General features: G+C 69.0%; 23 protein-coding genes. 5 read left to right on the forward strand and 18 right to left on the reverse strand.

The window, feature by feature from the left end; genetic code table 11:
- Positions 1-16 precede the first annotated feature (16 nt).
- Positions 17-694, reverse strand: a complete 678-nt coding sequence (locus ACQEVZ_RS06650) for a response regulator transcription factor (RefSeq protein WP_433362706.1) — start codon at positions 692-694, stop codon at positions 17-19.
- 204 nt (positions 695-898) lie between these two features.
- On the opposite strand from ACQEVZ_RS06650, the gene ACQEVZ_RS06655 reads away from it, so the two are divergent.
- Both ACQEVZ_RS06655 and ACQEVZ_RS06660 read left to right on the forward strand, forming a co-directional pair.
- Positions 899-1,807 (forward strand): COG4705 family protein, encoded by a 909-nt coding sequence (locus ACQEVZ_RS06655; RefSeq protein WP_433362709.1) that lies wholly within the window; start codon positions 899-901, stop codon positions 1,805-1,807.
- A gap of 289 nt (positions 1,808-2,096) precedes the next feature.
- Positions 2,097-3,659: a tannase/feruloyl esterase family alpha/beta hydrolase gene (locus tag ACQEVZ_RS06660; RefSeq protein WP_433362712.1), complete on the forward strand. Its 1,563-nt coding sequence runs from the start codon at positions 2,097-2,099 to the stop codon at positions 3,657-3,659.
- Positions 3,660-4,120: 461 nt separating this feature from the next.
- Here the strand turns inward: ACQEVZ_RS06660 and ACQEVZ_RS06665 are convergent, their stop codons facing one another.
- The 16 genes from ACQEVZ_RS06665 to ACQEVZ_RS06740 all read right to left on the reverse strand — a co-directional run bounded on the left by ACQEVZ_RS06665 (position 4,121) and on the right by ACQEVZ_RS06740 (position 23,146).
- Positions 4,121-4,417, reverse strand: a complete 297-nt coding sequence (locus ACQEVZ_RS06665) for a hypothetical protein (RefSeq protein WP_433362715.1) — start codon at positions 4,415-4,417, stop codon at positions 4,121-4,123.
- Positions 4,417-5,454, reverse strand: a complete 1,038-nt coding sequence (locus ACQEVZ_RS06670; RefSeq protein ID WP_433362718.1) for an MBL fold metallo-hydrolase — start codon at positions 5,452-5,454, stop codon at positions 4,417-4,419. The genes ACQEVZ_RS06665 and ACQEVZ_RS06670 overlap by 1 nt, the downstream gene beginning before the upstream one ends.
- A 133-nt stretch (positions 5,455-5,587) precedes the next feature.
- Positions 5,588-6,748 carry a Gfo/Idh/MocA family protein gene (locus tag ACQEVZ_RS06675; protein WP_433362721.1) on the reverse strand — a complete coding sequence of 387 codons (1,161 nt, stop codon included), beginning with the start codon at positions 6,746-6,748 and terminating at the stop codon, positions 5,588-5,590.
- Between the two features lie 14 nt (positions 6,749-6,762).
- Positions 6,763-7,503, reverse strand: a complete 741-nt coding sequence (locus ACQEVZ_RS06680; RefSeq protein WP_433362724.1) for a GntR family transcriptional regulator — start codon at positions 7,501-7,503, stop codon at positions 6,763-6,765.
- A gap of 15 nt (positions 7,504-7,518) precedes the next feature.
- Positions 7,519-8,265 carry an enoyl-CoA hydratase/isomerase family protein gene (locus ACQEVZ_RS06685; protein ID WP_433362727.1) on the reverse strand — a complete coding sequence of 249 codons (747 nt, stop codon included), beginning with the start codon at positions 8,263-8,265 and terminating at the stop codon, positions 7,519-7,521.
- A 52-nt stretch (positions 8,266-8,317) separates the two neighbouring features.
- Positions 8,318-9,088, reverse strand: coding sequence for an enoyl-CoA hydratase-related protein (locus tag ACQEVZ_RS06690; RefSeq protein ID WP_433362730.1), 771 nt, complete (start codon positions 9,086-9,088; stop codon positions 8,318-8,320).
- A 14-nt stretch (positions 9,089-9,102) separates the two neighbouring features.
- The gene (locus tag ACQEVZ_RS06695; RefSeq protein ID WP_433362733.1) at positions 9,103-11,466 is read right to left on the reverse strand and encodes a CoA transferase; all 2,364 of its coding nucleotides are present in this window, start codon (positions 11,464-11,466) and stop codon (positions 9,103-9,105) included.
- 29 nt (positions 11,467-11,495) lie between these two features.
- Positions 11,496-12,680: an acyl-CoA dehydrogenase family protein gene (locus ACQEVZ_RS06700; protein ID WP_433362736.1), complete on the reverse strand. Its 1,185-nt coding sequence runs from the start codon at positions 12,678-12,680 to the stop codon at positions 11,496-11,498.
- A 93-nt stretch (positions 12,681-12,773) separates the two neighbouring features.
- On the reverse strand, positions 12,774-13,583 hold the full coding sequence (locus tag ACQEVZ_RS06705) for an enoyl-CoA hydratase-related protein (RefSeq protein WP_433362739.1): 810 nt from the start codon (positions 13,581-13,583) through the stop codon (positions 12,774-12,776).
- Positions 13,580-15,301 carry an ABC transporter permease gene (locus ACQEVZ_RS06710; protein ID WP_433362742.1) on the reverse strand — a complete coding sequence of 574 codons (1,722 nt, stop codon included), beginning with the start codon at positions 15,299-15,301 and terminating at the stop codon, positions 13,580-13,582. Before ACQEVZ_RS06710 ends, ACQEVZ_RS06705 begins: the two co-directional genes overlap by 4 nt.
- Positions 15,298-16,467, reverse strand: coding sequence for an ABC transporter ATP-binding protein (locus tag ACQEVZ_RS06715; protein WP_433362745.1), 1,170 nt, complete (start codon positions 16,465-16,467; stop codon positions 15,298-15,300). Before ACQEVZ_RS06715 ends, ACQEVZ_RS06710 begins: the two co-directional genes overlap by 4 nt.
- Positions 16,468-16,498: 31 nt before the next feature.
- Positions 16,499-17,518, reverse strand: a complete 1,020-nt coding sequence (locus ACQEVZ_RS06720; RefSeq protein WP_433362748.1) for an extracellular solute-binding protein — start codon at positions 17,516-17,518, stop codon at positions 16,499-16,501.
- Positions 17,519-17,631: 113 nt separating this feature from the next.
- Entirely contained in the window at positions 17,632-19,428 is a 1,797-nt protein-coding gene (locus tag ACQEVZ_RS06725; protein ID WP_433362751.1) for an acyclic terpene utilization AtuA family protein, read from the reverse strand.
- A gap of 79 nt (positions 19,429-19,507) precedes the next feature.
- Positions 19,508-21,412 carry an AMP-binding protein gene (locus ACQEVZ_RS06730; RefSeq protein ID WP_433362754.1) on the reverse strand — a complete coding sequence of 635 codons (1,905 nt, stop codon included), beginning with the start codon at positions 21,410-21,412 and terminating at the stop codon, positions 19,508-19,510.
- A 70-nt stretch (positions 21,413-21,482) separates the two neighbouring features.
- Positions 21,483-22,631 (reverse strand): iron-containing alcohol dehydrogenase family protein, encoded by a 1,149-nt coding sequence (locus tag ACQEVZ_RS06735; RefSeq protein ID WP_433362757.1) that lies wholly within the window; start codon positions 22,629-22,631, stop codon positions 21,483-21,485.
- A gap of 2 nt (positions 22,632-22,633) precedes the next feature.
- Positions 22,634-23,146, reverse strand: a complete 513-nt coding sequence (locus tag ACQEVZ_RS06740; RefSeq protein ID WP_433362760.1) for a carboxymuconolactone decarboxylase family protein — start codon at positions 23,144-23,146, stop codon at positions 22,634-22,636.
- A 19-nt stretch (positions 23,147-23,165) separates the two neighbouring features.
- Here ACQEVZ_RS06740 and ACQEVZ_RS06745 point away from each other — a divergent pair, with 19 nt between their 5' ends.
- From ACQEVZ_RS06745 to ACQEVZ_RS06755, 3 genes are all read left to right on the forward strand, one after another.
- Positions 23,166-23,477 (forward strand): NIPSNAP family protein, encoded by a 312-nt coding sequence (locus tag ACQEVZ_RS06745; protein WP_433362763.1) that lies wholly within the window; start codon positions 23,166-23,168, stop codon positions 23,475-23,477.
- A 61-nt stretch (positions 23,478-23,538) separates the two neighbouring features.
- Positions 23,539-24,033 (forward strand): nuclear transport factor 2 family protein, encoded by a 495-nt coding sequence (locus ACQEVZ_RS06750; RefSeq protein ID WP_433362766.1) that lies wholly within the window; start codon positions 23,539-23,541, stop codon positions 24,031-24,033.
- Positions 24,030-25,136, forward strand: a complete 1,107-nt coding sequence (locus tag ACQEVZ_RS06755; RefSeq protein ID WP_433362769.1) for an AbrB family transcriptional regulator — start codon at positions 24,030-24,032, stop codon at positions 25,134-25,136. Before ACQEVZ_RS06750 ends, ACQEVZ_RS06755 begins: the two co-directional genes overlap by 4 nt.
- A 136-nt stretch (positions 25,137-25,272) precedes the next feature.
- Here the strand turns inward: ACQEVZ_RS06755 and ACQEVZ_RS06760 are convergent, their stop codons facing one another.
- Positions 25,273-25,932 (reverse strand): GntR family transcriptional regulator, encoded by a 660-nt coding sequence (locus tag ACQEVZ_RS06760; protein ID WP_433362772.1) that lies wholly within the window; start codon positions 25,930-25,932, stop codon positions 25,273-25,275.
- Between the last annotated feature and the right edge of the window lie 390 nt (positions 25,933-26,322).

A 26,322-nucleotide genomic window follows, 5' to 3' on the forward strand; every position in this document is an offset into this window, starting at 1 on the left:
CATGCGGCCGGGCAGGCTATCCGCCGTCAGCCGCCAGACGGTAACCGGCCCCGCGGACCGTCGTGATCGCCGTGCGCCCGAACGGCTGGTCGATCTTGCGGCGCAGGTAGCCGATGTAGACCTCGACCACGTTGGAGTCGCCGTCGTAGTACGTGTCCCAGACGCCCTCGAGGACCTGGGTGCGGGACACGACCTCGCCCCGGTGCCGCATCAGGAAATGCAGCAGATTGAACTCGCGCGGCGTCAACGCAATCGGCTCGTCGCCGCGCGCCACGGTCAGCCGGGCCGGGTCCAGGCTGAGGTCCCCGACGGTGAGCACGGCCGGCCGCTCGGGCGCACCCCGGCGGATGAGCGCCCGCAGCCTGGCCTCGAGCACCACGAAGCTGAACGGCTTGGTCAGATAGTCGTCCGCGCCGAGGTCGAAGGCGTCCGCCTCGTCGAACTCGCCGTCCTTCGCGGTCAGCATCAGCACCGGCGTCCACACGCCGGCTGCCCGCAGTTGCCGGCACACCTCGTAGCCGCTGAGCCCGGGCAGCATGATGTCCAGCACCACCGCGTCGTACACGGTCCCCTTCGCCGCCCACAACCCGTCGGTGCCGGAAAGGGCAAGGTCCACCGCGAACCCGTCGACGTTGAGCGCCTGCCGAATCGTCTTGGCCAGCCCCTCCTCGTCCTCCACGAGCAGCACCCGCATGCGATCACCCCCTGAACCGACCCTTCAAGCCTGCTGCGCACCGATAAGGAACCGCTGAGAGCGCTGCCCCACGGCTGACCGGCGTCAGCGTGATCCGCGGGTCGCAACCACTTTCAGGCCTTTCTTATGCGGCTTGTCATAGGTTTGCCCAGATTTGCCCTACTGTCGCCGGCCCTCGGCGACCGACGGCGCAAGGAGATCCCTATGCAGCATGCCGAGGACACCACCCAAGCAGCGCTGGCTCGGGGCAGCCGCTACGCCATGCGAAAGCTGCCCGACGTCACCCTCGCCTTCTGGATCATGAAAATCGCCGCCACAACGCTCGGTGAGACCGCCGGAGACCTGTTCGCCCAGACCCTCAAGCTGGGCTACTTCCTCACCACGATCGCCCTGTTCTGCATCTTCGTCGTCACGCTGCTCGCGCAGCTGCGCTCCCGCCGGTACAACCCGTTCTGCTACTGGGCCGTCATCCTGTCCACGAGCATGGCCGGCACCACCATCTCGGACTTCATGAATCGCGACGCCACCGCCAAGTACCTCCCCACCGGCGCCGCCACCCTCGGCTGGGGGCCGCAAGGACTGGGGCTTGGCTACCCCACCGGTGCGGCAATCCTCGTCACACTGCTGGTCACCATCTTCGTGGCATGGCGGTACGCCGGGCTCACGTTCGCGATCCGCGACATCGACACGTTCCGAGGCGAGGCGCTGTTCTGGGCGGCGATCCTGGTGTCCAACACCCTGGGCACCTCGATGGGCGACTTCCTGTCCGACAGCTCCGGCCTCGGCTACGGAGGTGGCGCGCTCCTCATCACCGCCGTGCTCGCGGCCCTGCTCATGCTCAAGTACGTGCCGGCCGTCCCGAACGTGGCCTTGTTCTGGGCCGCGTTCGTCCTCACCCGGCCGCTGGGCGCCACGGCCGGTGACCTGCTCACCAAACCCACCACCAAGGGCGGCCTGGACCTGGGCACACTCGGCTCGTCCGCAGTCCTGCTCACGGTGCTGTTCGGGCTCATGGCCCACGCCCACGTCAAAGACCGCAAACACGGCCCCCGTCTCCACGAGCGCAGTGCCGGAGCCGCCGCCGGCCGCGACCGCCTACGCGTAGAGGGATGACGGTGGGAAGCATGCCAGGCAGCTGCCTCACACCCCGCTCGAGGCGCTAGCCCGTACATCCGGGTACAGGTCGTTTGGACTCGCACGGCTGAGCCGAGATCCGGATCGCCGACCCGCGGCGCGCCATCCCCGCTATGTCGCCAGTCCCAATGGCGATGATGCATCGACCGGATGCCGGACGCTCGGCCCGGCGCCGTCCGCTCCGCCGGAGTGTGACGCGGGCCGCGCCGGGTAGCCAGCGAGGCGTCGGTGCACGTCCGCCCGCGCGGCCGTCCCCACGGGAGCAGCGATGCGAACACCCCTGGTTGCCATCGGTGCGCTCCTGCTGCCGGTGGCGCTCACGTTGTCCGTCGCCGCCGCCGTGATGCTCACCGGTCACGGCAATTGCCCACGCCTGTCCCCGCCGTCCCTGCCCGGCACGCGGATCCTCGCGATGTCCGCGGTCGCCCACCCGGACGGCATGGGTGCCCGGGCCTCCCTCCCCGGTCGGCCCGTTGCCAGCGGGGTTCCGGCGTTCTGCGACGTTACGATCATCCTGACGCACCCGCCGCTTCGTGACCGGGTCCGCATCCAGGTGTGGCTGCCACAATCGACGTGGAACGGCCGTTTCCAGGCCACCGGCGGCGGAGCGTTCGCCGCGGGCGAGTTCGAGCGCGCCCTCGTCCCAGCGGTCCGGCGGGGCTACGCGGCGGCCTCCACCGACGCCGGTGTGCCGAGCACTGCCAAGAGCCCGCCGGTCTGGGCGCAGCGCCATGACCGGCCGATCAACGACGGGCTGTTGGCCAACTTCGCCTACCGCTCAGTGCACGAGATGAGCCGAATCGGGAAACAGGTGATCGCCGGGTTCTACGGCCGGCCGCCCGCCTACTCATACTTCACCGGCTGCTCGACCGGCGGCCGGCAGGGCCTGACCGAGGCGCAGCGCTACCCCGGCGACTTCGACGGCATCCTCGCCGACGCGCCCGCCATCGCCTGGAACCGCCTTACCCTGGCCCAGTTCTGGCCGCAGGTCGTCATGAACGAGGCGGGTACGTACCCGACCACATGCGAGTTCGCCGCCTTCAACCGCGCCGCGATCGCGGCGTGCGATACCGACGACGGCCGCCTCGACGGGATCATCGGGCGGCCCGACACCTGCCGGTTCGACCCCGGCCGGCTCGTCGGCACGAGCGTGCGCTGTCACGGCCGGACGATCCGGATCAGCCGGGTGGACGCCGACATCGTCGGCAGGATCTGGGACGGCCCGACGACCCGCACCGGGGAACGGCAGTGGTACGGCCTGCCGCGCGGCGCGTCGTTCAGCTGGCTGGCCGGCACAACCAAGCCCCTGTTCGGGCCGAGGCACGGCGCGCCGTTCCCCGTCGCCGCGGACTGGATCCACTACTTCCTGCTGCGGCAACCCCACCTCGACGTCTCCACCATCGGCTACGCCGAGTTCGAGCGCCTGTTCGAGGAGTCCCAGGCACGCTACGGCGCCGTCATCGACTCCGACGATCCCGACCTGTCCGCCTTCCGCGCCGCCGGCGGCAAAATGATCACCTGGCATGGCCTGGCCGACCCAGCCGTCTTCCCGCAGGGCACGGTCGACTACCGCCGCCGCGTCGAATCCGCCATGGGCGGCGGCGAGGCCACCGACCGGTTCTACCGCGTCTTCCTCGCCCCAGGCGTGGGGCACTGCTCCGGCGGGGCCGGACCTGTCCCCACCGACCCGCACGCCGCACTCGTGGACTGGGTCGAACACGACCGCGCGCCCGACACACTGCCCGCTGCCACCACCGGAGCGCATCCGCACCTCAGCGGCGTCCTGTGCCGCTACCCGCAGCAGGCAACCGCCGGCCGTCCCTGTCACTGACGGACCCGCCGGTCGCCGAGCACCTACGAATGCTCATCCGGCCGGAGACTGAACGCTGCTGCGGGGCGTACCGCAGCGCCTGGTCACCCCCGGCGGAACGGCATGCCCACCGACCGCCTCGACAGGCCCACGACATGGACCCGGCCCGTCGTGAGCAGGGTTCCGAGAGCGTAAGGGACGTCACTGGCGACTCGACGGCGTTGGGCTCGCCGGTCGTCAGACCATCCACATGGGTGGGCCCTGAACTCACGAACACAAGAATCGGACTTCAGCCGGTGGGTCCCGAGCTCGCTGTCCGTTGCCATCAAACCTTGCACCCATGCCATCGAAGTATGTCCAGCCTGCGGTTTCTGCCAGTGAAGTTTGTCTGCGTGTGTCCTGAGCTGGGAAAATGGCTCAAGCCGATTCGGTCACAGGGCTGCGGCAGCGCCACAGCGGGTCCGCGTAGTCGCAGTGATCATTCACGGGGATTGCGCCAGAACCCCGAAATCACGGACGAAGCCAACCGGCACTCGCCCGTCGCCGCAACCGTTGTCTCGGTGCCGCTGCACCGCCCCGGTGTGCGCGCCTGCAGCCTGCGCGCCGACCGGATCCTGCACGAAGCCGCCGTCACCGCCGATCCGATCCGGCTGATACGCCTCTTCGGCATCCGTGTCGAGACCGCCATGCGGTAGCTGCGCGCCGCCCACCCGCACCGCATGGCGGAGCCGCGATAGCCCGTTCTTCTGCGAAATGGTGCGGCCAGCGGCGTCGCCCATCAGGCCGGAAGCCGTAAGGTCCAACTGTCGACAGGTCCCGGATTCCGCACGATCGCGCCCAGCCGCTCCAAGTGCGCGAGATGGGCGAATGTCTCGGCCACGGCGGAGCGGCGGATGGGGCCTTGAATCTCTGGCCACGTCCGTGACCAGCTCAGTAGCTCGGCGACGTGCCAAGTGCTGGCCCCCGGTGACCGGCCGAGCACCGCGCGGATTTCGGCGAGCCGGGTCTGGTGATGGCGCAGGAGCTCGTCGGTGCGTGCGGAGAGGCCGGCGAAGCGCCACTCGTGGGCCGGTAGTACCTCGTCGACCGCCAGCGCGCCCGCCTTTTCCAGGGAGTTCAGAAAGTCCCCGAGTGGGTCGTCGGGCTGCCCGGGCTGCAGCGCGATGTTGGGGCTGATCCGTGGCAGGACATGGTCGCCGGAGAACAGCAGCCCGCGGGTCTCATCGTGGAAACACAGGTGACCAGGTGTATGGCCAGGGGTCCACACTGCTCGCAGTTCGGGCAGCGGTCGGTCACCGTCGTCGATCAGGCGGTCCGGATCGGCTAGCGCCAACCACTGGCGCAGCTGATCGGTAGTGCCGATGAGGGCATCGGCATCGGCGTCGCTGCCGCCTCGGGCCAGCACCCAGCCGTACCAGCGGCGGACGAAGGCATCGAGGTCGTGGCGCTGCTTGAGGACTGCGGCCTCGAGCGCGTGCATGCCGATCCATGCGCCGGATGCTTCGCGGACGCGGCCGCTGAGCCCGTGATGATCGGAGTGCACATGTGTGACCAGCGTCGCCCGTACGTCGGCGATGGACGCGCCGAGGGCTGCCAGGCCCGCGACGAGCGCATCCCATGCCTCTTGCGTCGGCCAGCCGCTGTCGATGATGGCGATGCCGTCGACGCGCTCGAAAACGTAGATCAGCACGTACCGCAGCGGGTTGCCTGGCATCGGCACGGGCACGGACCACAGGCCAGGCCGGACCTGCTCGACCGGCGGCATTGCCCGGGCCTGCCATGCCTCGCGTTGCGCGACGCCGGTCACCTTCACCATGGTTTCGATCAGACGTCCCCTTTCGGCGCACGACACCAGTAGACAGCCTGACCCGCAGCGTCACTGCGGGTCAGACGTGGCCGACGGCCAGCCGGATTGTCCGACCCCGCACGTGACGCCGCGGGCGAGGCCATCACGGGGCTCGGTGACGGTCCGGCGTGGAGGCGGCCGTCGACGCCGAGGAGAGGTCGACCCGTTCACCCGTCTGTGCGGCGGTGTGGATCAGATCGAGCTTCTTGTGCAGGTTGACGGCGTGGACGAAGTCGGGCACGGTCTGGGACTCGGTGCGAAGATCGTGGACGAGTTGGGCGTATTCGTGACCGACGCCGTATCCGTAGTTGTCGGGGCCTCCCAGATCCCGTAGCTCCGGCAGGACGTACCGCTCGGGCGTTGGCATGGGCTCGAGTTGCGAATCTCGCTGGCGGTTGCCCAGAAAGATGTCGACTTGTGCGAACTGAAGCTGCCCGGTGTCGCCACTGACGACGATGTCGCCGGCGGTTCCGTTGATCTCCCAGAGGAATTTCGTGCCGCGCGAGAGGCCGCCGCGGAAATGCATCGATGCGACGGCGCCGGATTGGAGCGTGCCGGCGAGGACGACTTGGTCTTCACCGGTCATCGGGGTGAGTGCACCTGTGTCGACGTTGCGGACGAGCGGCCGGCGGATGGCGAGGGTCGCGTTGACCTCGTGCAGGTCGCCGAGCACCATCTCGAGGGCGTCGAGGGTGTGCGCGAACGGGATGGTGAGCATGGTGGCGCCGTTGCGCCGGTCGAGCAGGTATTCGTTCTTCGGGTGGTAGGAGCCGCCCCATCGGCGGGCTGAGGCCACCATACTGGTGGATAGAACCTCGCCGATCTGTCCGTCATGGACAAGGTCGCGCAGAAATCTGAGGTTGGGCGCAGACCGGGCCTGGAGGCCGACGAACGTCCGCAGGCCGAGCCGCTGGGCCTCGGTGGTCATGCGTTGCGCCTCTTCGGTGCCGTTGCCCAGCGGCCATTCGCAGAAGATGTTCTTGCCGGCCGGCAGGGCGGCTGTGACGAGTGGGTAGTGCAGCGGGACTCGGACCGAGACCGCCACCAGGTCAACGTCGTCGCGGGCTGCCATCTGCTCCACAGAGCCGTATCCGGGCACGCCGTAGCGCTCGCTCGCGCGGCTGGCGGTCTGCTCGCTGCTGGCGCTCAGAGCGCGCAACTGCACGCCTGGCGTCTTTCCGAGGGCGGGCTCGTGGGCCACCGAGGCCCAGCCGCCGGTCGCGCTCAGGCCGACCAGTCCTACGCCGATAGTGTCAAGGTTCATTGGCTTGCCCATTGTCATCGCCGTGCCCCTCGTGCATGCCTGGACGGATCTGCCTGTGCCGTACGGTTGGGCGCCGGCTCGCCCGGCGTGGAGTCCTCGCCCGGGTCGGGCAGGATGGGCAGGAGCCTGGCGACCGTGGTCTCGCGGTGTCTGCGGGACACCTCCAGCAGCATGGTGCGGTCGCGGCTGGACAGTGCCTCGACGAACCGGTCGTGATCGCCGTCGGATTCCCGGTCTTCCCTGATGTGAATACTGATCGACAGTGCTCGATATGCCGTGGACATTGCCCACCACCGCTTCACCTCACGGGCCAGGATGTGCTTCGGCGACAACGCGAAGATCGCGAAGTGGAACGCGTCGGCGGCGGCGACCATCTCTTCGACGGTGATGTCGGCCCTCTTCATACGCTGCTTTTGCACCTCCAGGTCCGCCAGTTCCTGCGCGGTGGGCCAGCGCGCGGTGTTGATCAGGTTGTCCTCGACCGTTTCGCGCAGCCAGTAGAGCTGCAGCATCTCCGACCTCGACAGCTGGGTGACGAAGTAGCCGCGGTTCGGCTCGTAGGTCACCAGCCCGTCGACGCTGAGCATTTTGAGCGCCTCGCGGATCGGCACGCGACTCATGCCCAGCTCAGTGGCCAACTCGTCCTGGCGGACGTGCATGCCAGGCATGAGGCGCTGCTGGAGGATCCGTCGCCGGATGGCGTCGGCCGCGATCGTTGCCGCGGTCTCGTTCGCGTCGGCGCCGCTGCCTGCCATCGAGGGCTACTTCCTTCACGTGGTCGCGGATGCGGTGGGAAACTGCGGCCGTCGTTTGGCCCGGAACGCTGAGAGTCCTTCGGCGAAGTCCGCCCCGGCCATAAGCCCGACTTGTGCCAGGCTCTCCCGGTCGAGGGCCGCGTGCAGATCGTTGGAGGCGTGGTGCAGCGCGGTCTTGGCGGCTGCCACCGCGCTCGCGGACCGTTGTGCCAGTGCCGTCGCCCGTTCGACGGCAATGTCCATGGCGGTGCCCGCGGCGCAGACTTCGTTGACCATCCCCATGGCCTGTGCCTCGGCGGCGCTGACGACGTCGCCGAACAGCAGCAGCCGCCGGGCGCGGAGCAGACCGACAACGCGTGGCAGGGTCCAGGACAGGCCGCCGTCGGGCCCGAGTCCCATGGCTCCAAAGGAGGCGCAGAACCGGGCCTGCTCAGCGGCGACGACGTAGTCGCTGGCCAGTGCGAGGCCCATGCCGGCGCCGAATGCGGCTCCCTCGACGGCCGCAACGATCGGCAACGGGCTGCCGGCGATGGTTTCGACGAGCCGGGTGACCCACTGCATGCGGGCCTGGTTCGCTGACGTGTCCTGGCTCATCGTGTGGATGTCTCCACCGGAGCAGAAATGTCCCCCGCTGCCCGTCAGCACGATCGAGCGGCAGTGCGCGCTGTCGCGGGCCGCCTCAATCGCCCGGCACAGCTCCGCGCGCAGCCGCACGGTGAGCGGGTTGCGATGGCGCGGGTCGTTGAGCTCGAGTACGCGCACCGGGCCGATGTCCCGCACTCGTAACGGCGCTTCGGCTGACGCGACGTCGTGCTCAGGCGAAGTTGGGCGCACGGCGCTCCCTCACTGCGCGGGCGGCTTCCTTGGACTCCGGGATGCCGCTCATGATGGCCGTCCCGAGTTGCTCGATGTGGTAGCCGCTGGCGAGGTCGCCCAGCTCGGACAGGTTCAGGATCTCCTTCATCAGTCTGACGGCGCTGGGTCCCTTGGCGGCGATGCGCCCGGCCATGGCCATCGCCTCCGGCAGCAGGGCGTCGCGGGTCGTCAGCCGCACTACGCCGCCGAGCCGGGCGAGGTCGGCGGCAGGCAGGCTCTCACCGCTGAACGCCAGCCACCGCAGGACCTTCTCCGGCACGAGGCGTGCCATGTGCTTGGTGCCGCCCATGACACCGACGTTGATCTCGGGTACGCCGAAGGCAGCGTTGTCTGATGCGACCACGACGTCGGCGGACCCGACCAGCGCGATGCCTCCGCCCAGGACAGGGCCGCCGACGGCGGCGATGACGGGAATCTCGCAGTCCCGGATGGCGCCGAAGCAGTCCCGCAGCATCCGGGACCGCGAAACCGCGGTCCCTGGCGAGAGTTCGATGTGCTCGTTCTTGTCGCTGCCCGCGCAGAACGCCCGGCTGCCCTCCGCGGTGAGGACCACGCACCGCTCACCGGCCTTGCCAGCGGACCGGAAGATCTCGGTGATCTCGCGGTACATGGCGGTGGTCAGGGCGTTGACCGGAGGGTTGTCCAGCGTCACCACCAAGACATTGGGATGTTCGGCGTCGGTCTCGACGCGGATCTTGCCGCTGTTCATTGTGTCGATGCTCCTCATGCTTCAGTCAACCCGACGGGCTGGGGACGTTCCTGCTGGCCGGCGTCGTGCGAGATCACCTTCGCGGCCCGAAGCGCCGCGAGTTCGTCGCCGTTCATGCCCAGCACCTCGTGCAGCACCTGATCGGTGTCGGCGCCCAGCAGCGGGGCGGCTCCCGGGGCGTGGAACGAGAGCCCGTTGCACTTCCACGGCGGAACCATGACGCGCTGCCGGCCGAGAAACGGGTGCTCGACGAACTGGTTGAGGCCGCGCCGCCGTGCCCGTGGCCCTTCGACGGCTTCGAACCCGGCCACCCTCGCGGCCGGGATGGACAATGCGGTGAGGTTGTGCTCGGCTTCGCTGGCGTCGTGCTTGCGCGCCCAGTCGGACAGCGCCACCTCGTAGGTGGCCGGGTCGGCGTCGACCTCGATGCCGACGAGCGAGGCGAGGCGGCTGCGCTCGGAGTTGTTGCGGGCCACCACCGCAACCCATGCATCGTCGCCGGCACAGCGGTAGATGCCGTGCGGCCAGAAGGTCGAGTGGCGGTTGCCCGGCGGCGCGACGTTGCCAGCGACCTGCTGCAGCAGCACTGGCGCCAGTTGTGTGCTCAGCAACGCCTCGACCTGTGAGACGTCGATGTGGCAGCCGCCGGCGCCTCGGCGCTGAGCGACGACCGAAGCCAGGACCGCGACGAGTCCGTGGCCGGCACCGTTGGGGTCGCCGACGGCCGGGTTGAACGTGCCGATGAGATCATCTCCGTAGCCGACGAGCGAATCGAGCCCGGATGTTCCCGACATCACCGGAGCGTAGCCACGCACGTCACGCAGCGGCCCGGTCCGCCCAAACACCGACATGGAGAGCATGACCAGGTCAGGGTTGGTGGCCGAGAGCGCATCGAAGCTCAGACCGCGCCGCTCGAGCGCGCCCGGCCTCATGTTCTCCACCAGCACGTCGACGTGGTCGGCCAGTCGGTGCACGAGCCGAGCACCGTCGTCGGTGCTGAGGTCCACCTCGACGCTGAGCTTGCCGTGGTTGACCTGGTTGAAGAACGGCGCGACCTCCATGAGCGGGCCGGCAATCGGCACGCCGTCGCGGAGTGCCGGGCCACGCAGCCGGGTGGGATCGGGACGGCCACGGTGCTCGATCTTGATGACCGTGGCGCCCAGGTCGGCGAGTGCCGCGGTGACCATCGGTCCGGACCAGACCCAGGTCATGTCCAGCACCCGCAGTCCGTCCAGCGGCCGCGCGAGGCTCGGCCGGGCCGGCCGTTCGCTGCGCCTGGCGGCCCGTGGCGCTCCGCCGGGCTGCGTGCGGGCCAGACGGAACGGGCTGCCGGGCACCACCCGCCCGGACGATACCGGCTGGAAGAAGCCTCTGGCGTTGAGGTGCTCGTTGACGAGCACCTCGGCCATGGTGAGCACCGATCCGGTCGCGAAGCCGTGCCGCCTGCTCGCGGCGAAGACCTCGTCGCGGGTCAGCGACGTGGTCCACGCCGTGACGTACGTGTCGACCTCGTCGGCATGTTCCATGGCGACGATCCTCGGGTCGTCGTAACCCGGTCTGCGGCTCCACTGCGGGTTGCCCAGCGCGGACAGCAGCCCTCGGTATTCGCCGGGTGTGCGGCACATGACGGAGATCCAGCCGTCGCGGCACGGGAACATCGCGGCTGGGTAGGAGCCGCCGGACATGGTGGCCCGGGCACCGTCGCGGTGCCAGGGCCGCCCGTAGGGCAGATAGTTCGAACCGATCTGCCCGATGAAATAGGTCAGGACATCGGTGGCGGAGACGTCCAACGACAGCGCCCGGTCGACGCCGCCGTCGCGTAGCAGGACACCGACAACTGCCGCGGTGGCCGCCTCGGTACCGCTGAAGTAGTCGGCCAGGTCAAACGGCAGCGACAGCGGCTCCCGGTCGGGCTTGCCCAGGCTGCTGATCAGACCGGAGTGCGCGCCCGCGATGATCGACGACGCCGGTGACGTGCCGCCGGTGTCGTCGATGTCGGGGTCGCGGTGCGATGAGACGTCCACCAGGCTGCACGTATCCGGTCGGGCGTCGGCGACACGGCGGGCAACAGCCGTGACCGCCCCACCGTGCGTGTCGTCGTGCAGACAGTCCACGACCAGGATCGAGCTGGTTGCCAGTGCCGTGTCCTGGCCGGCGATGTCGTCGGCGCCGATCGTCGCCTTGCCGGCGTGCAGCGCTGCCTCGAACTCCGCGAGCAGTTCGGGCGGGCAGTCCACCGACGGCGCCACCGTGACGCGACTGACCGTCGCACCGAGCAGGTGAAGCAGCCGACCGCAGTAGCCGCCGGCAGCGCGCGTCGAGACCTCGAGCACCCGTACCCCGGCCAGCGGAGCGGCCGCCGTGTTGCGTGTTCCCACCAAGAATCTTCCCCTCGAGCTGGTCGGGCCTAGTAGCTGCGGGGCAGCGCCAAGGCGCGTTCGGCGACGTAGTTGAGCACCATCTGGTTGTTGACCGGGCCCACCCGGAACAGGCGCGCTTCGGTCCAGAACCGGCCGATGTGGTACTCCCGGGCGAACGAATAGCCGCCGAAGGTCTGCATGGCCGCGTCGGTCGCGTCGAACGCCGCCTCGCTGATGAGGTACTTCGCGGCGTTGGAGAGCAGGCCCGCCGCGGCGGGGCCCTGCGTGGCGTAGACGTCGATCGCCCGGGTGAGCATCTCGGCGCCGGCCAGCAGCTGCAGGTAGCTCTTGGCGAGCGGGTGCGCGACGGACTGGTTCATGCCGATCGGCCGGTCGAAGACGATCCGCTCGTTGGCGTAGCGGCTGGCGTTCTCGATCGCCCACCGCCCGAGCCCGAGCGCCTCCGAGGCGATGAGCAGCCGCTCGCCGTTGAGGCTGTGCAGCATGTGGTAGAAGCCCTCGTCGACACGACCGATGACCTCGTGGTCGGCGACGAACGTGTCCGCGAAGAACACCTCGCAGGACTCGACGGCGTTACGCACCATCTTCGGGATCGGCCGGATGTCGATAGTGGGCACCTGCAGATCCGTCATGAACAGCGTCAGCCCAGTGCCGCGACGGCCACCGGCCTCACCGGGGGCGCTGGTGCGGGCCAGGAAGAGGATCTTGTCGCCGCGGACCGCGCCCGAGTTCCACACCTTCGCGCCGTTGATCAGGTATCCGCCGTCGACGCGGGTGGCCCGGGTGGTGATCCGGATCGTGTCGGTGCCTGCGGTCGGTTCGGTCACGCCGAAGGTGACGAACAGCTCGCCGCGGGCGACCTTCGGCAGGAACTCCTGCTTCTGTTCCTCGGTGCCGAAGGACAGCAGTGCGGGCACACACAGCAGCGGGATGTGGATGGAGCTGGTGGCGTTGAGGCCGCCGCCGGACGCGGCGACCTCCTCGACGATGGCGGACATGTCGGCCATCGAGCCGCCGCCGCCGCCGTACTCCTCGGGGATGAACGCGCCCATGTAGCCGGCGTCGACGAACTCACGGACGAAGTCCGTGGGGAAGGTGTGCTCGCGGTCCTGGCGCTCCCAGTACGCCGCGTCGTACTTGGCGCACAGCTCGCTGACCGCGGCGCGCAGATCGGCCTGGCGCTCACGATGGGGGAACGACACCTGGGGCATTTCGCTGTCTCCTTGCTTCCGTCGTGCTCGTGTGGCTGACATCCGCCGGCGCTGACTGCGCCGGGGTGACGGGTGGACACCATCTCGGCGCTGTCACGTTCCGGTCCAGGTCGGGTCTCGGCGTTCGCGGAACGCCCGTGGTCCCTCGAGCGCGTCGTTGCTGGCGTAGACGCGCTCGTACAGCCAACCGGCGGCGACGAGCGCGCTGCTCTGGCCGACCTCGGCGCTGAACTGGACCAGTTGCTTGGCCGCCGCCACGCTCAGCGGCGCGTTGCCGGCGATGAGCGCAGCCAGTTCCACGGCCGCGGTGATCGCCTCGCCCTCCGGTACGAGACGGTTGGCCAGGCCGAGCTCGTACGCTCTGGTCGCGTTCAGCGGCTCGCCGGTCAGCAGCAGCTCGGTCATGATGCGTTTGGGCAGCATCGACGCGAGCGGGGCAGCCCATGGCGCGCCACGGCCGCGCTTGACCTCGGCGATCCCGAACAGCGCGGTCGAGTCGCAGACACACAGGTCGCACGCCTGGGCGAGCAGAAACCCGCCCCCGTAGGCGTGTCCCTGCACCGCGGCGACGACCGGCTTGGCCGGTGAGCCGTTGCTGCCGACCATCTTCATCCAGTCCTCGCCCGGCGCCTGCAGCTGGGTCGCGGCCATCTCCTTGAGGTCCCCGCCGGCGCAGAACGACGGCCCGTTGCCGGCCAGGACCGCGCAGCGCAGCTCGTCGTCCTGCTCGAACGCGTCGAACGTCTCGCGCAGTGCCCGCCGCAGCGCGGCGTTGAGCGCGTTGCGCTGCCGGGGCCGGTTCATGGTGACGACGAGGACGCGGCCGTGGCGCTGGGTCAGCAGCACCGGCTCCGTGACGTCGGCGGATGCCGCCGCCGTCGTCGCCTGGTTGTCGGCGGTCACCGGCTCACCCGCTTCCGTGCCCGATTGACCCAGACCAGTGCCGCCCCGACCACGACCATCGACAGCACAGTGATGACCGTGGCCAGCGCGGCCAGGTTCGGATAGGTGCCGTTCTGGAACAGGCTCAACATCGTGAAACCCACCACCGGCGTCTTGGTACCGGCGAGGATCGCCGAGGCCGTGATGTCCCCGACGACCAGGACGAACACGAACACCCAGCCGGCGGCGATCCCGGGCGCCATGAGCGGCAGCGAGATCCGGCGCAGGGTCTCGGCGGGGCCGCGGCCGGACACCCGGGACGCGTCGAGCAGATCCTTGCCGACCTGAGCCGCGGCCGACTGCGACGACACCGTCGCCTGGGTGATGTACAGCACCACATAGGCCAGCAGCAGAATTGTCAGCGTCCCGCCGAGCCGCAGCGGCGGCCCGGCGAGCGCACTGACGAAAGCGATCGCGAAGATCACGTGGGACACCGTCCCGGGAATCTTCGTCGTCGTGTCCAGGAGTGCCCCGAACCGCCTCGACCGGCCGATCCGGTACGCCACCAGGATCGCGACCACCATGCAGATCGTCGCAGCGGCGATGCCCAGCACGAGACTGTTGGTCAGCGCCTCGTAGGTCTCGCTTCCCGACCGGAACAGCTGCTCGTATGCCCGCAACCGCAAGGGGGCAGTGAAGCTGCCGGTCCAGAACGGCTGGAACGACACCAGCGTCAGCGCCGCCACCGGCAGCGCACAGCCCAGGGCCATGTAGCCGAACATGAACACCCAGGCGACGGTCCGGCCGCCGATGCCGAAGGCGTACGGGTTCTGTGCCGCGCCGCGCCCGCCGATGGTGGCGTAGTGCCCACGGCGGGTGACCACCCGGCTCAGCGCGGTGAACCCGAGGATGGCGACCAGCAGCAGCAGGGACAGCAGCACCGCGCCAAGCAGATCCGGCGGATACGCCACCGTCAGCTTCCGGACGATCTCGACGGTCAAAATCGGCACATTGGCCTGCGTGCCGATGATCAGCGGCACGGAGAACATCGCGATGCCGAACACCAGCGACAGGACCGCCCCAGCCACGATCGCCGGCGCGACGGCCGGCAGGGTCACCGTGCGCACCACGGCGAACGTGCGTCGGCCGCTGACGCGGGCGGCCTCTTCAAGGGCGGGGTCGATGTTGCGCATCGCCGATGCCACGACCAGGTAGACCTGCGGGATCATGTACAGCGAGTAGACGAAGATCATCCCGGGCCGGGAGAAGATGTTCAGCTGCGGCAGGCCGATGCCCGCCGCGTCGTTGATGTCGCTGATGATGACGTTGAGGAATCCGGCGCCCGGCGAGGCGAGCAGCACCCACCCGATGGCGCCGGCCGTGGATGGGACCAGCAGCGAGACCACAGGCAGCACGTCCGAGGCCCAGCCCAGCCGGGCGTTGGTGCGCTCGTTGAGCCAGGCCAGGGTCGAGCCGAGAACGATCGCGATCAGGCAGCTGACGCCGATGACCAGGGCGGTGTTGCCCAGGACGGTGAGCAGCCGACGGTCGGTGAATACGTCCGCGAAGGTGCCGGTGACGGAGCCTTCCTCGCCAGAAGCGATGTTGACCAGTGTTCCGGCGAGCGGGTAGACGATCAGCAGGACGAGTGCGCCGCACACCGCGGTGACGACGACGTCGAAGGGGCTGAAGCGGCGCCGGTTTCGCCCGCTGGAGCGGGCCTGGGCGGTCGTGGTCATCGTGGCGCCCCCACCCGTCGGTCGACCCGCAGTTCGGGACGCGGCGGCGCACTACCGGCCTCGGCCGGGTCGTCGGGCCGGCACACGAGGGACCGGGGGTCGATGGACAGCCGGACCTTGTCGCCGGCGCGCAGCCGGCGGTCCATGGACCGCACGAGCACGGACAGGCCGTTGACCTCGACGGTGATGTCTGACACCGAGCCCAGGAACACGACCTGGCGGATGAGACCGTTCCAGGTATTCGGCTCCTCGACCGCGACGCCCCCGGTGTTGATCTTCCACGCTTCGGGCCTGGAGAACACCGTCAGGGGTCCGGGCGACGGCTCGGGCCCGTCGATCCGCATGGGGCCGATCGGCGAGTCGACGACCGCGAGCCCGTCGACGACCTGCCCCGTGGGGGTGACCAGAAGTTCGTTGGTGGAACCCATGAACCTCGCCACGTAGCGGGAATTGGGCCGGTCGTAGATCTCCTGCGGTGTGCCCGACTGGCACACCCGGCCGTCCTTCATCACGATGATGCGGGTGGCCAGGGTGAGGGCTTCCTCCTGGTCGTGCGTCACGTAGACCGCGGTGAACCCGGACTCGCGGTGCAGCCGCGCGATCTCGTGCCGCAAGCGCTCGCGCACCTTGGCGTCCACATTGGACAGCGGCTCGTCGAACAGGACGATGCTGTCCTTGGCGACCAGCGCCCGGGCGAGGGCGACCCGCTGCGCTTGCCCGCCGCTGATCTGACCGGGATACTGGCGTGCCAGTTCGCCGACGCCCACCGAGGCGAGCACCTCCTGGACGCTGGCCTGGATGGTGGACCGGCTCACGCGCCGGGCCCGCAGCGGGTAGGCCACGTTGTCGGCGACCGTCATGTGCGGCCAGAGAGCATAGGACTGGAACATCATGCTGAGGCGCCGCTGTTCCGTGGGTACGTTGACGCGCTTGCCGGTGTCGATGACCGCGGTTCCGCCCAATGCGATGCGCCCGGAGTCGAGGTGCTCCAGTCCAGCGATCGTCCGTAACAGGGTTGACTTGCCGCACCCGGAAGGCCCGAGAAGGACGAGGAACTCCCCTGCCGCAACGTCGAACGAGACGTCGTCGAGCGCGTTGATCGTCGACTTGTCCTGGCGTGTGAATCGTCGCCGTGCGTTGGCGACAGTGATCTGTGACTCGCTCACTGCTCGGTGCCTTTCGGGTGGGGGTGAGCCGTCAGGCCAGCTGGAAGATGTCCTGCATCGTCTTGAGGGTGGCTGGCTGCTTGTCCACGATCGGCCGGGTGTAGCCAGCCGGCAGCGGTGTCGTGCCCGGGGCGCCGAGCGCCGACGCGCCCGTCTTGCCGTTGATCGCCGCCTGCCCCTCGGGGGTGAACATGAAGTCGTAGAACAGCTTCGCGAAGCTCGGGCTGCGGGTCCCCTTGGTGATGACGCTGTCGAACTCGGCGCCGACGACCTTCGGCGGGAACGTCACAGCGATCGGAGCACCGTCGTTCTTGAGCGATTCGATGATCGTGGGCGGACACGGCACCGCGAGGCTGAGCTGGCCGGCGGCGAGCTGCTGGACCCCAGGAACCATGCTGTCGACGACCTTGAGGCTCTGCGCCTTGAGGTCCCTCAGGTACTGCTCACCGTAGTTGTCGATCCACAGGGCGCCCTGGTCCAGATAGAGCGGCGCGTTGCGGAAGTCAGCGAACGCGATCTTGCCCTTGTACTGCGGGTCGAGCGCGTCGGTCCAGTCCTTCGGTGGGTTCTTGACCAGGTTCGTGTTGTAGCAGATGCCGAACAGTGAGATGGCGGCCGTTGCCTCGCCGCCGTTGATGAACCACTTGTCGTCCAGCTTCGCCACCGCCGGGAGGCTCGTCTTGTCGATCTGCTCGAACCATCCCTTGGTGAAGCCGTCTTTGAGGAACGCCTGCGCCGAGGCGGTGAGCACGTCCGCGGTCTTCGCGCCGGCGTTGTGCTCCTGGGCGTAGCGGGTTGCCAGTGCACCGCTGGCCAGCCGCAGCTGTTGCACCTGAAGGCCGGGAAATGCCTTGCCGAACGCTGTGACGAGGGCCTCGTTGAGGGCGGGGTCCTGCGAGCTGTACCACGTCAGCGGTGGCTCGTTGCGCGCCTGCTGATACAGCTCGGCCATCGGCCCAGAGACGGTGGCCGGCGGCTCGTCGTCGCCGCACGCGGCGAGGGTCGTGGCCGCGACCAGGACCATCACCGCCCGCGCCAAGATGTGTTTCATGGGAACTCCAATGTCGACCTGAGAGACGGAGGCTGAACCGGCGGGCAGGACCTGCCGGCGGGGTGTGGATCACCGAAGCCGCCGGCGAACGGGGTGGGCGGCTTCGTAACCGTTCAGGCGCGGTCGTCGACGAGTTCGGCCGGGACGTCGATCTTCTGGGCGGCGAGGTATTCGCCGAGCCCTTTCGCCTGGATATCGATGCTGGTGCTGGATGCGGCGCCATCCTCGAGGATGCCGAAGACGAGGAAGTTAACCGCCTTGAGGTTGGGCAGAACATGCCGTTCCACGCGCAGCGACTCGAGCTCCGGTAGGAGCTTGGTGAGCCGCTCCGCGGTCATGTGGTGACACAGCCACGCGAAGGCCCGTTCACTGCGGGCCCACACGCCCACGTTGGCCATGCCGCCCTTGTCGCCGGACCGCGTTCCGAAGAGGGTGCCGAACGCGACCCGGCTGTCGCCGGTGCCGGACCGGTCAAGGTCCGGCTTCGGGCGCGCGGGCGTCTCGCGACGCTCGTCGCTGGACGGACCCCAGGCGACCGGCACGGCATCCGCGGTGTCCAGGTGTACGACGACCTCGACGTGGTGCTTGTCGACCAGGCTCGGCCACTGCACGCCATACGCCTTGGCGTCGGTAGGCGGGGTTACCAGGTACATGCCGGGCGGCCCGGCGGTGACGAGTTCCACGAACTTGTCGGCGAACCCCCGGCGTCCGATCCGATCCCGCGTGTGGTCCCGGGCGGTCACCACGACGATTGCGGTGGACTGGTCCTTGTTCCCGTGCACGGCCGCGGGGCCGACGACGCTCCAACGGATCCTGTCGAACGAGGAGTCGGGCCCGACGGTCGTCGCGATCTGCTCGCGCACCCACTCCAGCTTCTGCGGGATGTTGCGGCCGGTCAGCCCGAAGGAGACCGAGTTACGGAATCCTCCGTCGAAGGTGAGGGAGAGCTTTGTCGTGCCCGTCGGCGCGCGGCCGGCGACGCCGGTGACCCGGACACGGTCGTGGCCCAGGTCAGCAAGGGTGATCGTCGACAGGTCGGTGATGACATCGGGGTTCTGATACTCCACCGGCCCGGTCTCGTACAGCAGCTGTGCGATGACGGTGTCGGTGGTGACGATCCCGCCGGTGTCGCGGGCCTTGGTGATGACGCAGTCGCCGTTGGGCAGCACCTCCGCGATCGGCATGCCAGGGGTGCCAAGATGCTCGTGCTCGGTGAAGAAGGCGAAGTTGCCGCCGGTCACCTGTGAGCCGCACTCGATGAGGTGCCCGGCCACGACGGCGCCGGCCAGGCGCGACCAGTCGTCGCGGTTCCAGCCGAACCGCCACGCTGCGGGCCCGACGACCAGCGAGGCATCGGTGGCCCGCGGGCACACGACGATGTCGGCGCCGTGCTGGAGCGCTTCGACGATCGGCCAGGCGCCCAGATAGGCGTTGGCCGTCAGCACCTCGACCTCGGCCACCGGCAGGGCCTCGCCGGTGTCGATGTTGACCGGTCCGGAACCGTCCGGAAACATCGTGGGCAGCTGCTGCCGCACGTCGTCACCCGTGATCGCGGCCACGCGCAGCGCCACCCCGCGATCGGCGCACAGGGCCCGCAGGTCCGCGGCGCATCGCAGCGGGTCGAGCCCGCCGGCGTTGACGACGACCTTCACGCCCTGCGCCGCGATCTGACCGAGGTGCGGGCCGATCTGGTCGAGGAACGCGCGGGCATAGCCGACGCCGCCGCGGTCGACGTTCTTGCGGAGGATGAGCATGGTCAGCTCCGCGAGATAGTCGCCGACCAGCACGTCGACGCCCGAGCGGAGCAGGGCCGTCATCCCGTCGGCGCGGTCGCCGAGAAAGCCGGAGAAACAGCCGACAACCAGTCCTTCGCCAACTTCGGATTCAATTGTGGATCCAATCTTGGACATGTGACGCACGCTACTTCTCCGTTCCGCAGGCGTCAAGGGGATGTTTTGTACATGAAACGGCTGGTGGCGTGCGGTGCCCTCAGCCCGACCGCAGCGGCGCGTCCGACGAACGGACGAGCAGCGGTGCGAGGGCGTCGAGCGCCGACGGGTCCTCGATGGTGGACGGGATGTCGGGCGCTTCACCGTCGGCCATCTGCCGCATGGTGCGGCGCAGGATCTTGCCCGATCTGGTCTTGGGCAGCATCGGCACCACTACGACGTCCTTGAACGCCGCGACAGCCCCGATCTCATCGCGGACGAGAGCGACCAGTTGCCCGCCGACGTCCCCTTGGTTGAGGGCGACCCCGGCCTTGAGGACCACGAAGCCGCGGGGGATCTGGCCCTTGAGCGGATCGGCCACCCCGATGACGGCGCATTCGGCGACGGCCGGATGGGAGGCAAGGACGGCCTCGATGGCGCCGGTCGACAGGCGATGGCCAGCGACGTTGATCACGTCGTCGGTGCGGCCCATGACGAACAGGTAGCCGTCCTCGTCCATGTACCCGCTGTCGGCGGATAAGTAGTAGCCGGCATGGGCCGACAGGTACGAGGCGACGTAGCGATCGTCGTCGTGCCAGAGTGTCGGCAGCGTGCCCGGGGGAAGCGGGAGGCGGATGCAGATGTCGCCTTCCGTGTTCGGTGCGCACGGGCGTCCGGCGGAATCGAGGATCCGCACGTCGTAGCCGGGCACCGGAACCGACGGCGAACCGGCCTTGATCGGCATGGGCGCCAGGCCGCGCAGGTTCGAGGCGATTGGCCAGCCGGTCTCCGTCTGCCACCAGTTGTCCACGACCGGGACGCCGAGGTGTTGGGACGCCCATTCGTAGGTGGCCGGGTCGAGTCGTTCGCCGGCCATGAACAGGTTCCGCAGACAGGACACGTCGTGCCGGGCAAGGAGCGTGCCGTCGGGGTCCTCCTTCTTGATGGCCCGGATCGCGGTCGGCGCGGCGAAGAGCCCCCGGACGCCGTACTCCTCAACGACGCGCCAGAAGGCACCCGCGTCCGGTGTCCCAACGGGCTTGCCCTCGTAGAGCACCGTCGTAGCGCCGGCGATGAGCGGAGCGTAGACGATGTAGGAGTGGCCCACGACCCATCCGACGTCGGACGCCGCCCACCACACGTCGTCAGGACCGATGTCGTAGACGTTGCGCATCGACCAGGCCATGGCCACGGCGTGTCCGCCGTTGTCCCGAACAATGCCCTTGGGCCGGGCCGTGGTCCCGGAGGTGTAGAGGATGTACAGGGGATCCGTCGCGGCCACCTCCACGCAGTCGGCCGGCGCCGACGCGGCCACCGCGGCGTCCCAGTCGACGTCACGCGGCGCGGCGAGCGCCGCAGGAGCCTGCGGGCGCTGCTTGACCAGGCAGGCCAGCGGGCGGTGGGTGGCGATGTCGAGGGCCCGGTCCAGGATCGACTTGTAGTCCACCACGCGGGAGGGCTCGATACCGCACGACGCGGCGACGATCACCGTAGGCTGGGCGTCATCGATGCGAGCTGCGAGCTCGTGCGCCGCGAACCCACCGAACACGACAGAGTGCACGGCGCCGAGACGGGCGCAGGCGAGCATCGCGATCACCGCCTCCGGGATCATTGGCATGTAGAGCACGACCCGGTCACCGGTGCGGACACCGAGGTCCCGCAGCGCACCGGCGCAGGCCGCCACCGCGGCGAGCAACTCGGCGTAGGACAGGCGCAGCCTGTCGCCGGTCATGGCGCTGTGGAAGCGCAACGCGGTGCGGCCACCGTTTCCGGCCAGCACGTGCCGGTCCAGCGCGTTGAAGCAGGTGTTGAGGCTGCCGTCGGCGAACCAGCGATAGAACGGCGCACGGCTGTCGTCCAGAATCCGCATCGGCTGGCGGGTCCAGTCGATCAGCGCGGCCTGGTCGGCCCAGAAGCCAAGGGGATCGTCGATGCTACGCTCGTGGATGTCTCGATAGGACGGCATGTCACTTCCCTCGATGCGTTGGGGGTGGAGTCCGCACCGGCCCGCGACGGCTCCTGCGCCGTCCGCGCGGTCAGAGTGCGGCGCGCAAGACGGCCACGGCGTCTTCGATTCGAACGTGGCGAGGACTCGTGCTGAACGCGAAGTCGGTCGCCGCGGCTGCGGCGATGGCATCTAGGTCCTGCTCGCCGACGCCCAGCGAGCGTAACGACACCGGCGTCCGCAGGTTGGCGAGCATCGTGGGCACGTCGCCGATGCCCGCCGCCTCGCAGGCGCCCGCCAAGCGCCGGCCGACGTTCTCGTCGGAGGCGACGAAGTCGAGCACGTGCGGCAGCACGACGACGTCGACATCCCCGTTGGACGCGTGGAAGCGGTGCCCGATCACGTGCGACAACGCGGCAGTCAGCCCGACGCCGGACAGGTCGGCACCCTCCGCGCACATCATGCTCGCCAGCACCATCGTCACCCGGTCCGCCCCGCCTGCGTCGATCAGCGGGACGTGCCGCGCATGCAGGCGCAACGAATGGATGTGCCAGGCGTCGGAGAAAGGATTCGCCCGCGCGGAGACCAGCCCCTCTACGGACATCGCCAGGGAGTTGAACGCCGCCGACCGGACCACCGCGGCCGGGGCGGTATCGAGCAGCGTCGGGTCGATGAGGATCGAGGCGGCGCGGGTCTTCGGGTCGAACATGGCCAGCCGGCCGTCCTCGCCGGGCACCGTGACGGCGGTCGCCGCCCCGGGAACGGCGGTCGTGGGTGTGGTCGGCAGCACCACGATGGGCACCTTCGGGGTGTTCAGTCGCGGGCTGACGAACCGGCCGTCCGGCGCACGGTAGGTGACCAGGTCGCGCAGCGGAGCGTCCTCAGCCAGCAGCACAGCCATCGCCCTCGCGGTCACCAGCACCGACCCGCCGCCGAGCGCGATGATCGCGTCGCACGAATGCGCCCGCATGACCTGGACGCCGGTCTCAACGGATGCGATCGGGCTGTGCGCCTCCACACCGGCGTAGACATCAGTGATGCGACCGCCGGCGGCGCCGAGGACGCGCGCCAGCACAGCGCGGTCGCCGCCGAGCGTCGACCCGCAGACGAGCAGCCCGCGCCGCACGTTGAGCCGGGCGAGCTCGGCGCCGAGACGGTCCAGCACCCCTGGGCCCCAGAGCGCACGCAACGGCCCGCGGCGGACCAGGCCCGCGGCGCGAGGTTTGGTCCCGGCGGTCACGATCAGGCCTCGGCGGCCTGGTCTCGCAGGAGCATCATCGCCCGTACGCCGGCGGCCACTGCCAGCCCGCCGCACGGAATGAGCAGCGCATGAAACCCGTCGATGGCCTCCTGCTCGGTCAGGCCGAGGTCCAGGGCCCGCCGCAGATGCCGGGCGATCGTGGTCACCGGGGCGTTCGCGACCGCGCACGCGCAGGCGCAGATCAGCTCGCGGTAGGAAGCCGACAGACGGCCGTCCGCGGGCACCGGGTCCACCCCGAGGGTGTGGCAGTACATCTCGTCGAACAGGTCCAGAAACTGCGGATCCAGCTCCGCCATGAGGTTGTGCACGGGCAGTACCGCGCCCCGCCGTTGCTCGATCCGGCGCAGCACCTCGTCCCCGCCGAGGGCTGGAGTATCCACAATACTATTCACGATCGGATCCAATCTGTAGGATGGCGGAAACGTATCAGACACATGCGGGCCGCACCAGACCTCATCCAGGTTCGCCGCGGCCAGCCCGTCGTCGCAGATCACGCCAATCGAGGTACTCGCCGTGTACGAACTGCTGACCTACACCAGCCCGCCCGGCCACAGGGCCGATCTCGTTGCACGATTCCGAGACCACTCGGTGCGGCTGCTACGACGCCATGGCATCGACGTCGTCGGAATCTGGACCGTCGCCGCCGACGACAACCGCCTGGTCTACCTCGTGCGGCACACCGGAGACCCGATCGGCAACTGGACCAGATTCCGGGCTGACCCCGAATGGGTCGCGGCGCGAGCAGCGTCGATGGTCAACGGCACACTCGTGACGGAGACCGTATCCCTCGCGCTGGAACCGACGGCCTTCTCGCCGCTTCACTGACCCGCCCAACAAACCGCCCACCCCGCACGAACCCGTGCCGGGCTATCGGGAGGAGATCGCCGTGGCGACACCGATGCTGGATGCCACCGAACACCTGGCGCTACTGAACCTCTACGCCCGCTACGCCCACGCGATTGATGATCACGACCCCCGGATGATCGAAGCCTGCTTCACCAAGGACGCCGAGGTCATCATCACCTACCCACGGCCGGAGGGACCCAGCGAGCCCGTCACAAGGACAGGTCGATCCGCCATCGTGGAGCACATGATGGCCGTGTCCGGTAGCCGCCCCGGTTACGTCCATGACACCTTCAACGTCCACCTCGAACGCGTCGACGCCAGTACCTTCATCGGCAGGGCACGCTGGCGCGTGCTCGACCCGCTGTGCAGGCCTGAATCGATGGGCCGCTACGACGACGTAATCACGGCCGACGGCGACGCCTGGAGGTTGCGACGGCGCGCGGTCGACTACCTGTGGCGCCGGGACTGGCACTGGATCGTCGATTCCGCAGCGACGCCGACCGACGCGGTCGGTCGGGTGCCCGGCCGACCATGAACAGCATTCAGTGGCGCGCCTATGCCCTGCCCTACCTGACCATCGCGGCGGCCACGACGGCGGCCAGCGCCGTTTTGGATCTCGTCGGCCTGCCCGCGCCGGTGCTGTTCGGTTCGCTGCTGTCCGCAACCGGGTACGCGCTACTCTCCCGCACGCCGCTGCACATGCCCGAGCCCGCCACACGGCTCGGTCAGGCACTGATCGGCGTCGTCATCGGCACCATGGTCACCCCATCAGCGCTCGCCGCGATCGGCGCCGACCTCGTCGCGATCACGGCAGTCACCCTGGCCACCGTCGTCATCAGCGTGCTCGCCGGCCGACTGCTCGCGTTGCGAGCCGACGTCAGCGCCGCGACCGGGGCATTCGCGATGATCGCCGGTGGCGGGGCAGGGGTGAGCGCGGTCGCCCACGACCTCGGAGCCGATGATCGCGTCGTTGCCGTCGTACAGCAGCTCCGGCTACTGGCCGTCCTGTTCTCGATGCCCGCCGTCGTGGCGCTCGCGTTCCACGCGACGGGCGGGCTCGGGCCAGTGGCTGCCCCGCACGCGCCGGTGTGGCCGTCCGCAGTTTTCGTCGCCGGCGCCGCCCTCATCGGTCTACTGACCGCCCGCTTCGTTCCCGTCGCGACAGGCAGCCTCCTGTGCCCCCTCGCTGCCGCCGCGGTCCTGGCCGCCACCGGCTGGCTCGGCCCGGTCGACGTGCCGCAACCAGCACAATGGCTCGGATACGCGCTCGTCGGCGCACAGGTGGGACTGCGGTTCACCCGGGCGAGCCTCATCTCGATCGCGCGCATGCTGCCGGTGGTGGTCCTCCTGGTGGTCGCGGTCGTCGCGGTGACCGCCGCGCTCGGAGCACTGCTCGCCTGGCTGACTCCTGTGGACGGGCTGACCGCCTACCTCGCGACAACGCCTGGTGGCATCGTCGCCGTCTTGGCCGCGGCCACGGACACTGGTAGCAACCCCACCTACGTCATGGCGGTCCAGGTACTGCGCCTGCTCATCGTGCTCGCTGTCACACCACCGTTGGCATCCTGGTTGAACCGGCGCCAAGCCAGACGCAACCCGACTCGCCCGGCCAGGCCCTCGCCCGAGCAGCCGGCCTGACCACAGACTGCGCTGCGGGCACGGGCATCCTTGTCGACCACAGAGCGTAGAGAACTCACATGATCGTTGATGCCTGTGCCCGCTTGCCGTCCCGATCTGATCTTCTGACCGACTTACGCCCGATTGCCGGTCACTCTCAGCTGGAGCTGGGCAGAACTGGAAGAAGCCGGCCGATGGTCGTCTCGCGGTGCTGACGTGACACTGCCAGCAACAGCTCCCGGTCCTGTTCGGCAAGGGCCCGCACGAACCTGTCGTGGTCGCCGTCGGCCTCGCCCTGCTCTCGGACGTGAATGCTGATCGACAGCGCCCGGTAGGCAGTGGACACCGCCCACCACCGCCGCACTTCACGGGCAAGAACGTGCTTGGGCGACAAGGCGAAGATCGCGGAGTGGAACGCGTCGGTGGCCGCCACCATCTCCTCAACCGTGATGTCGGCCTGCTTCATGCGTTGATTCTGCGCTTCAAGCGCCGCTAATTCGCTGGCGGACGGCCACCGGACCGTCCTCATCAACTCGTCCTCCACGACCTCACGCAGCCAGTACAGCTGGAGCATCTCCGACTGGGACAGCCTCGTGACGAAATAGCCGCGATTCGGCTCGTACGTCACCAGCCCATCCACAGTCAGCATCTTCAGCGCCTCGCGGACAGGAACCCGGCTCATGCCCAGCTCAGCGGCGAGTTCGTCCTGACGCACGTGCACACCGGGCAGCAGACGTTGCTGTAAGATCCGCAGCCTGATCGCATCCGCCGCTATGGTTGCCGCGGTCTCGGTCGAGCCGGCGTGGCTCGCTGTCATCGAGTGCTCCCCCTGTTGGTTAGCGCCGTCTGTTCTCCAGATTGTGATCGACGCTTGGCTGAGACTACCGGCAGGCCTCTGTCAGCGCCCTGACCAGTGGTGAGCTGGAACTACACAAGCCCGCCACCGCACCGAGGATGTCGGCGCCCATGCAATTACAACTCACCAGCGCTTACGCAATTCCTCATGGGCATGGCGAGCGCATCGTCCACGCGGAAGCCTCAGTGTCTGTCGTACGCCGGTTTCGTTCTCCGATAGCTGGCCGGCCCGGACGCCGTCACCAACACCGCGCGGCCCCGCCGCAGTCCAACCGGCAACAGACCACGGAACTCCGCGGCCACAGGCAACGCACGCTTCGGCTCGGTCTCCGCAGCCGACCGCCCACGCCGT

It is taken from the genome of Dactylosporangium sp. CA-152071 (genome assembly GCF_050936335.1).
Lineage (GTDB): Bacteria > Actinomycetota > Actinomycetes > Mycobacteriales > Micromonosporaceae > Dactylosporangium > Dactylosporangium maewongense.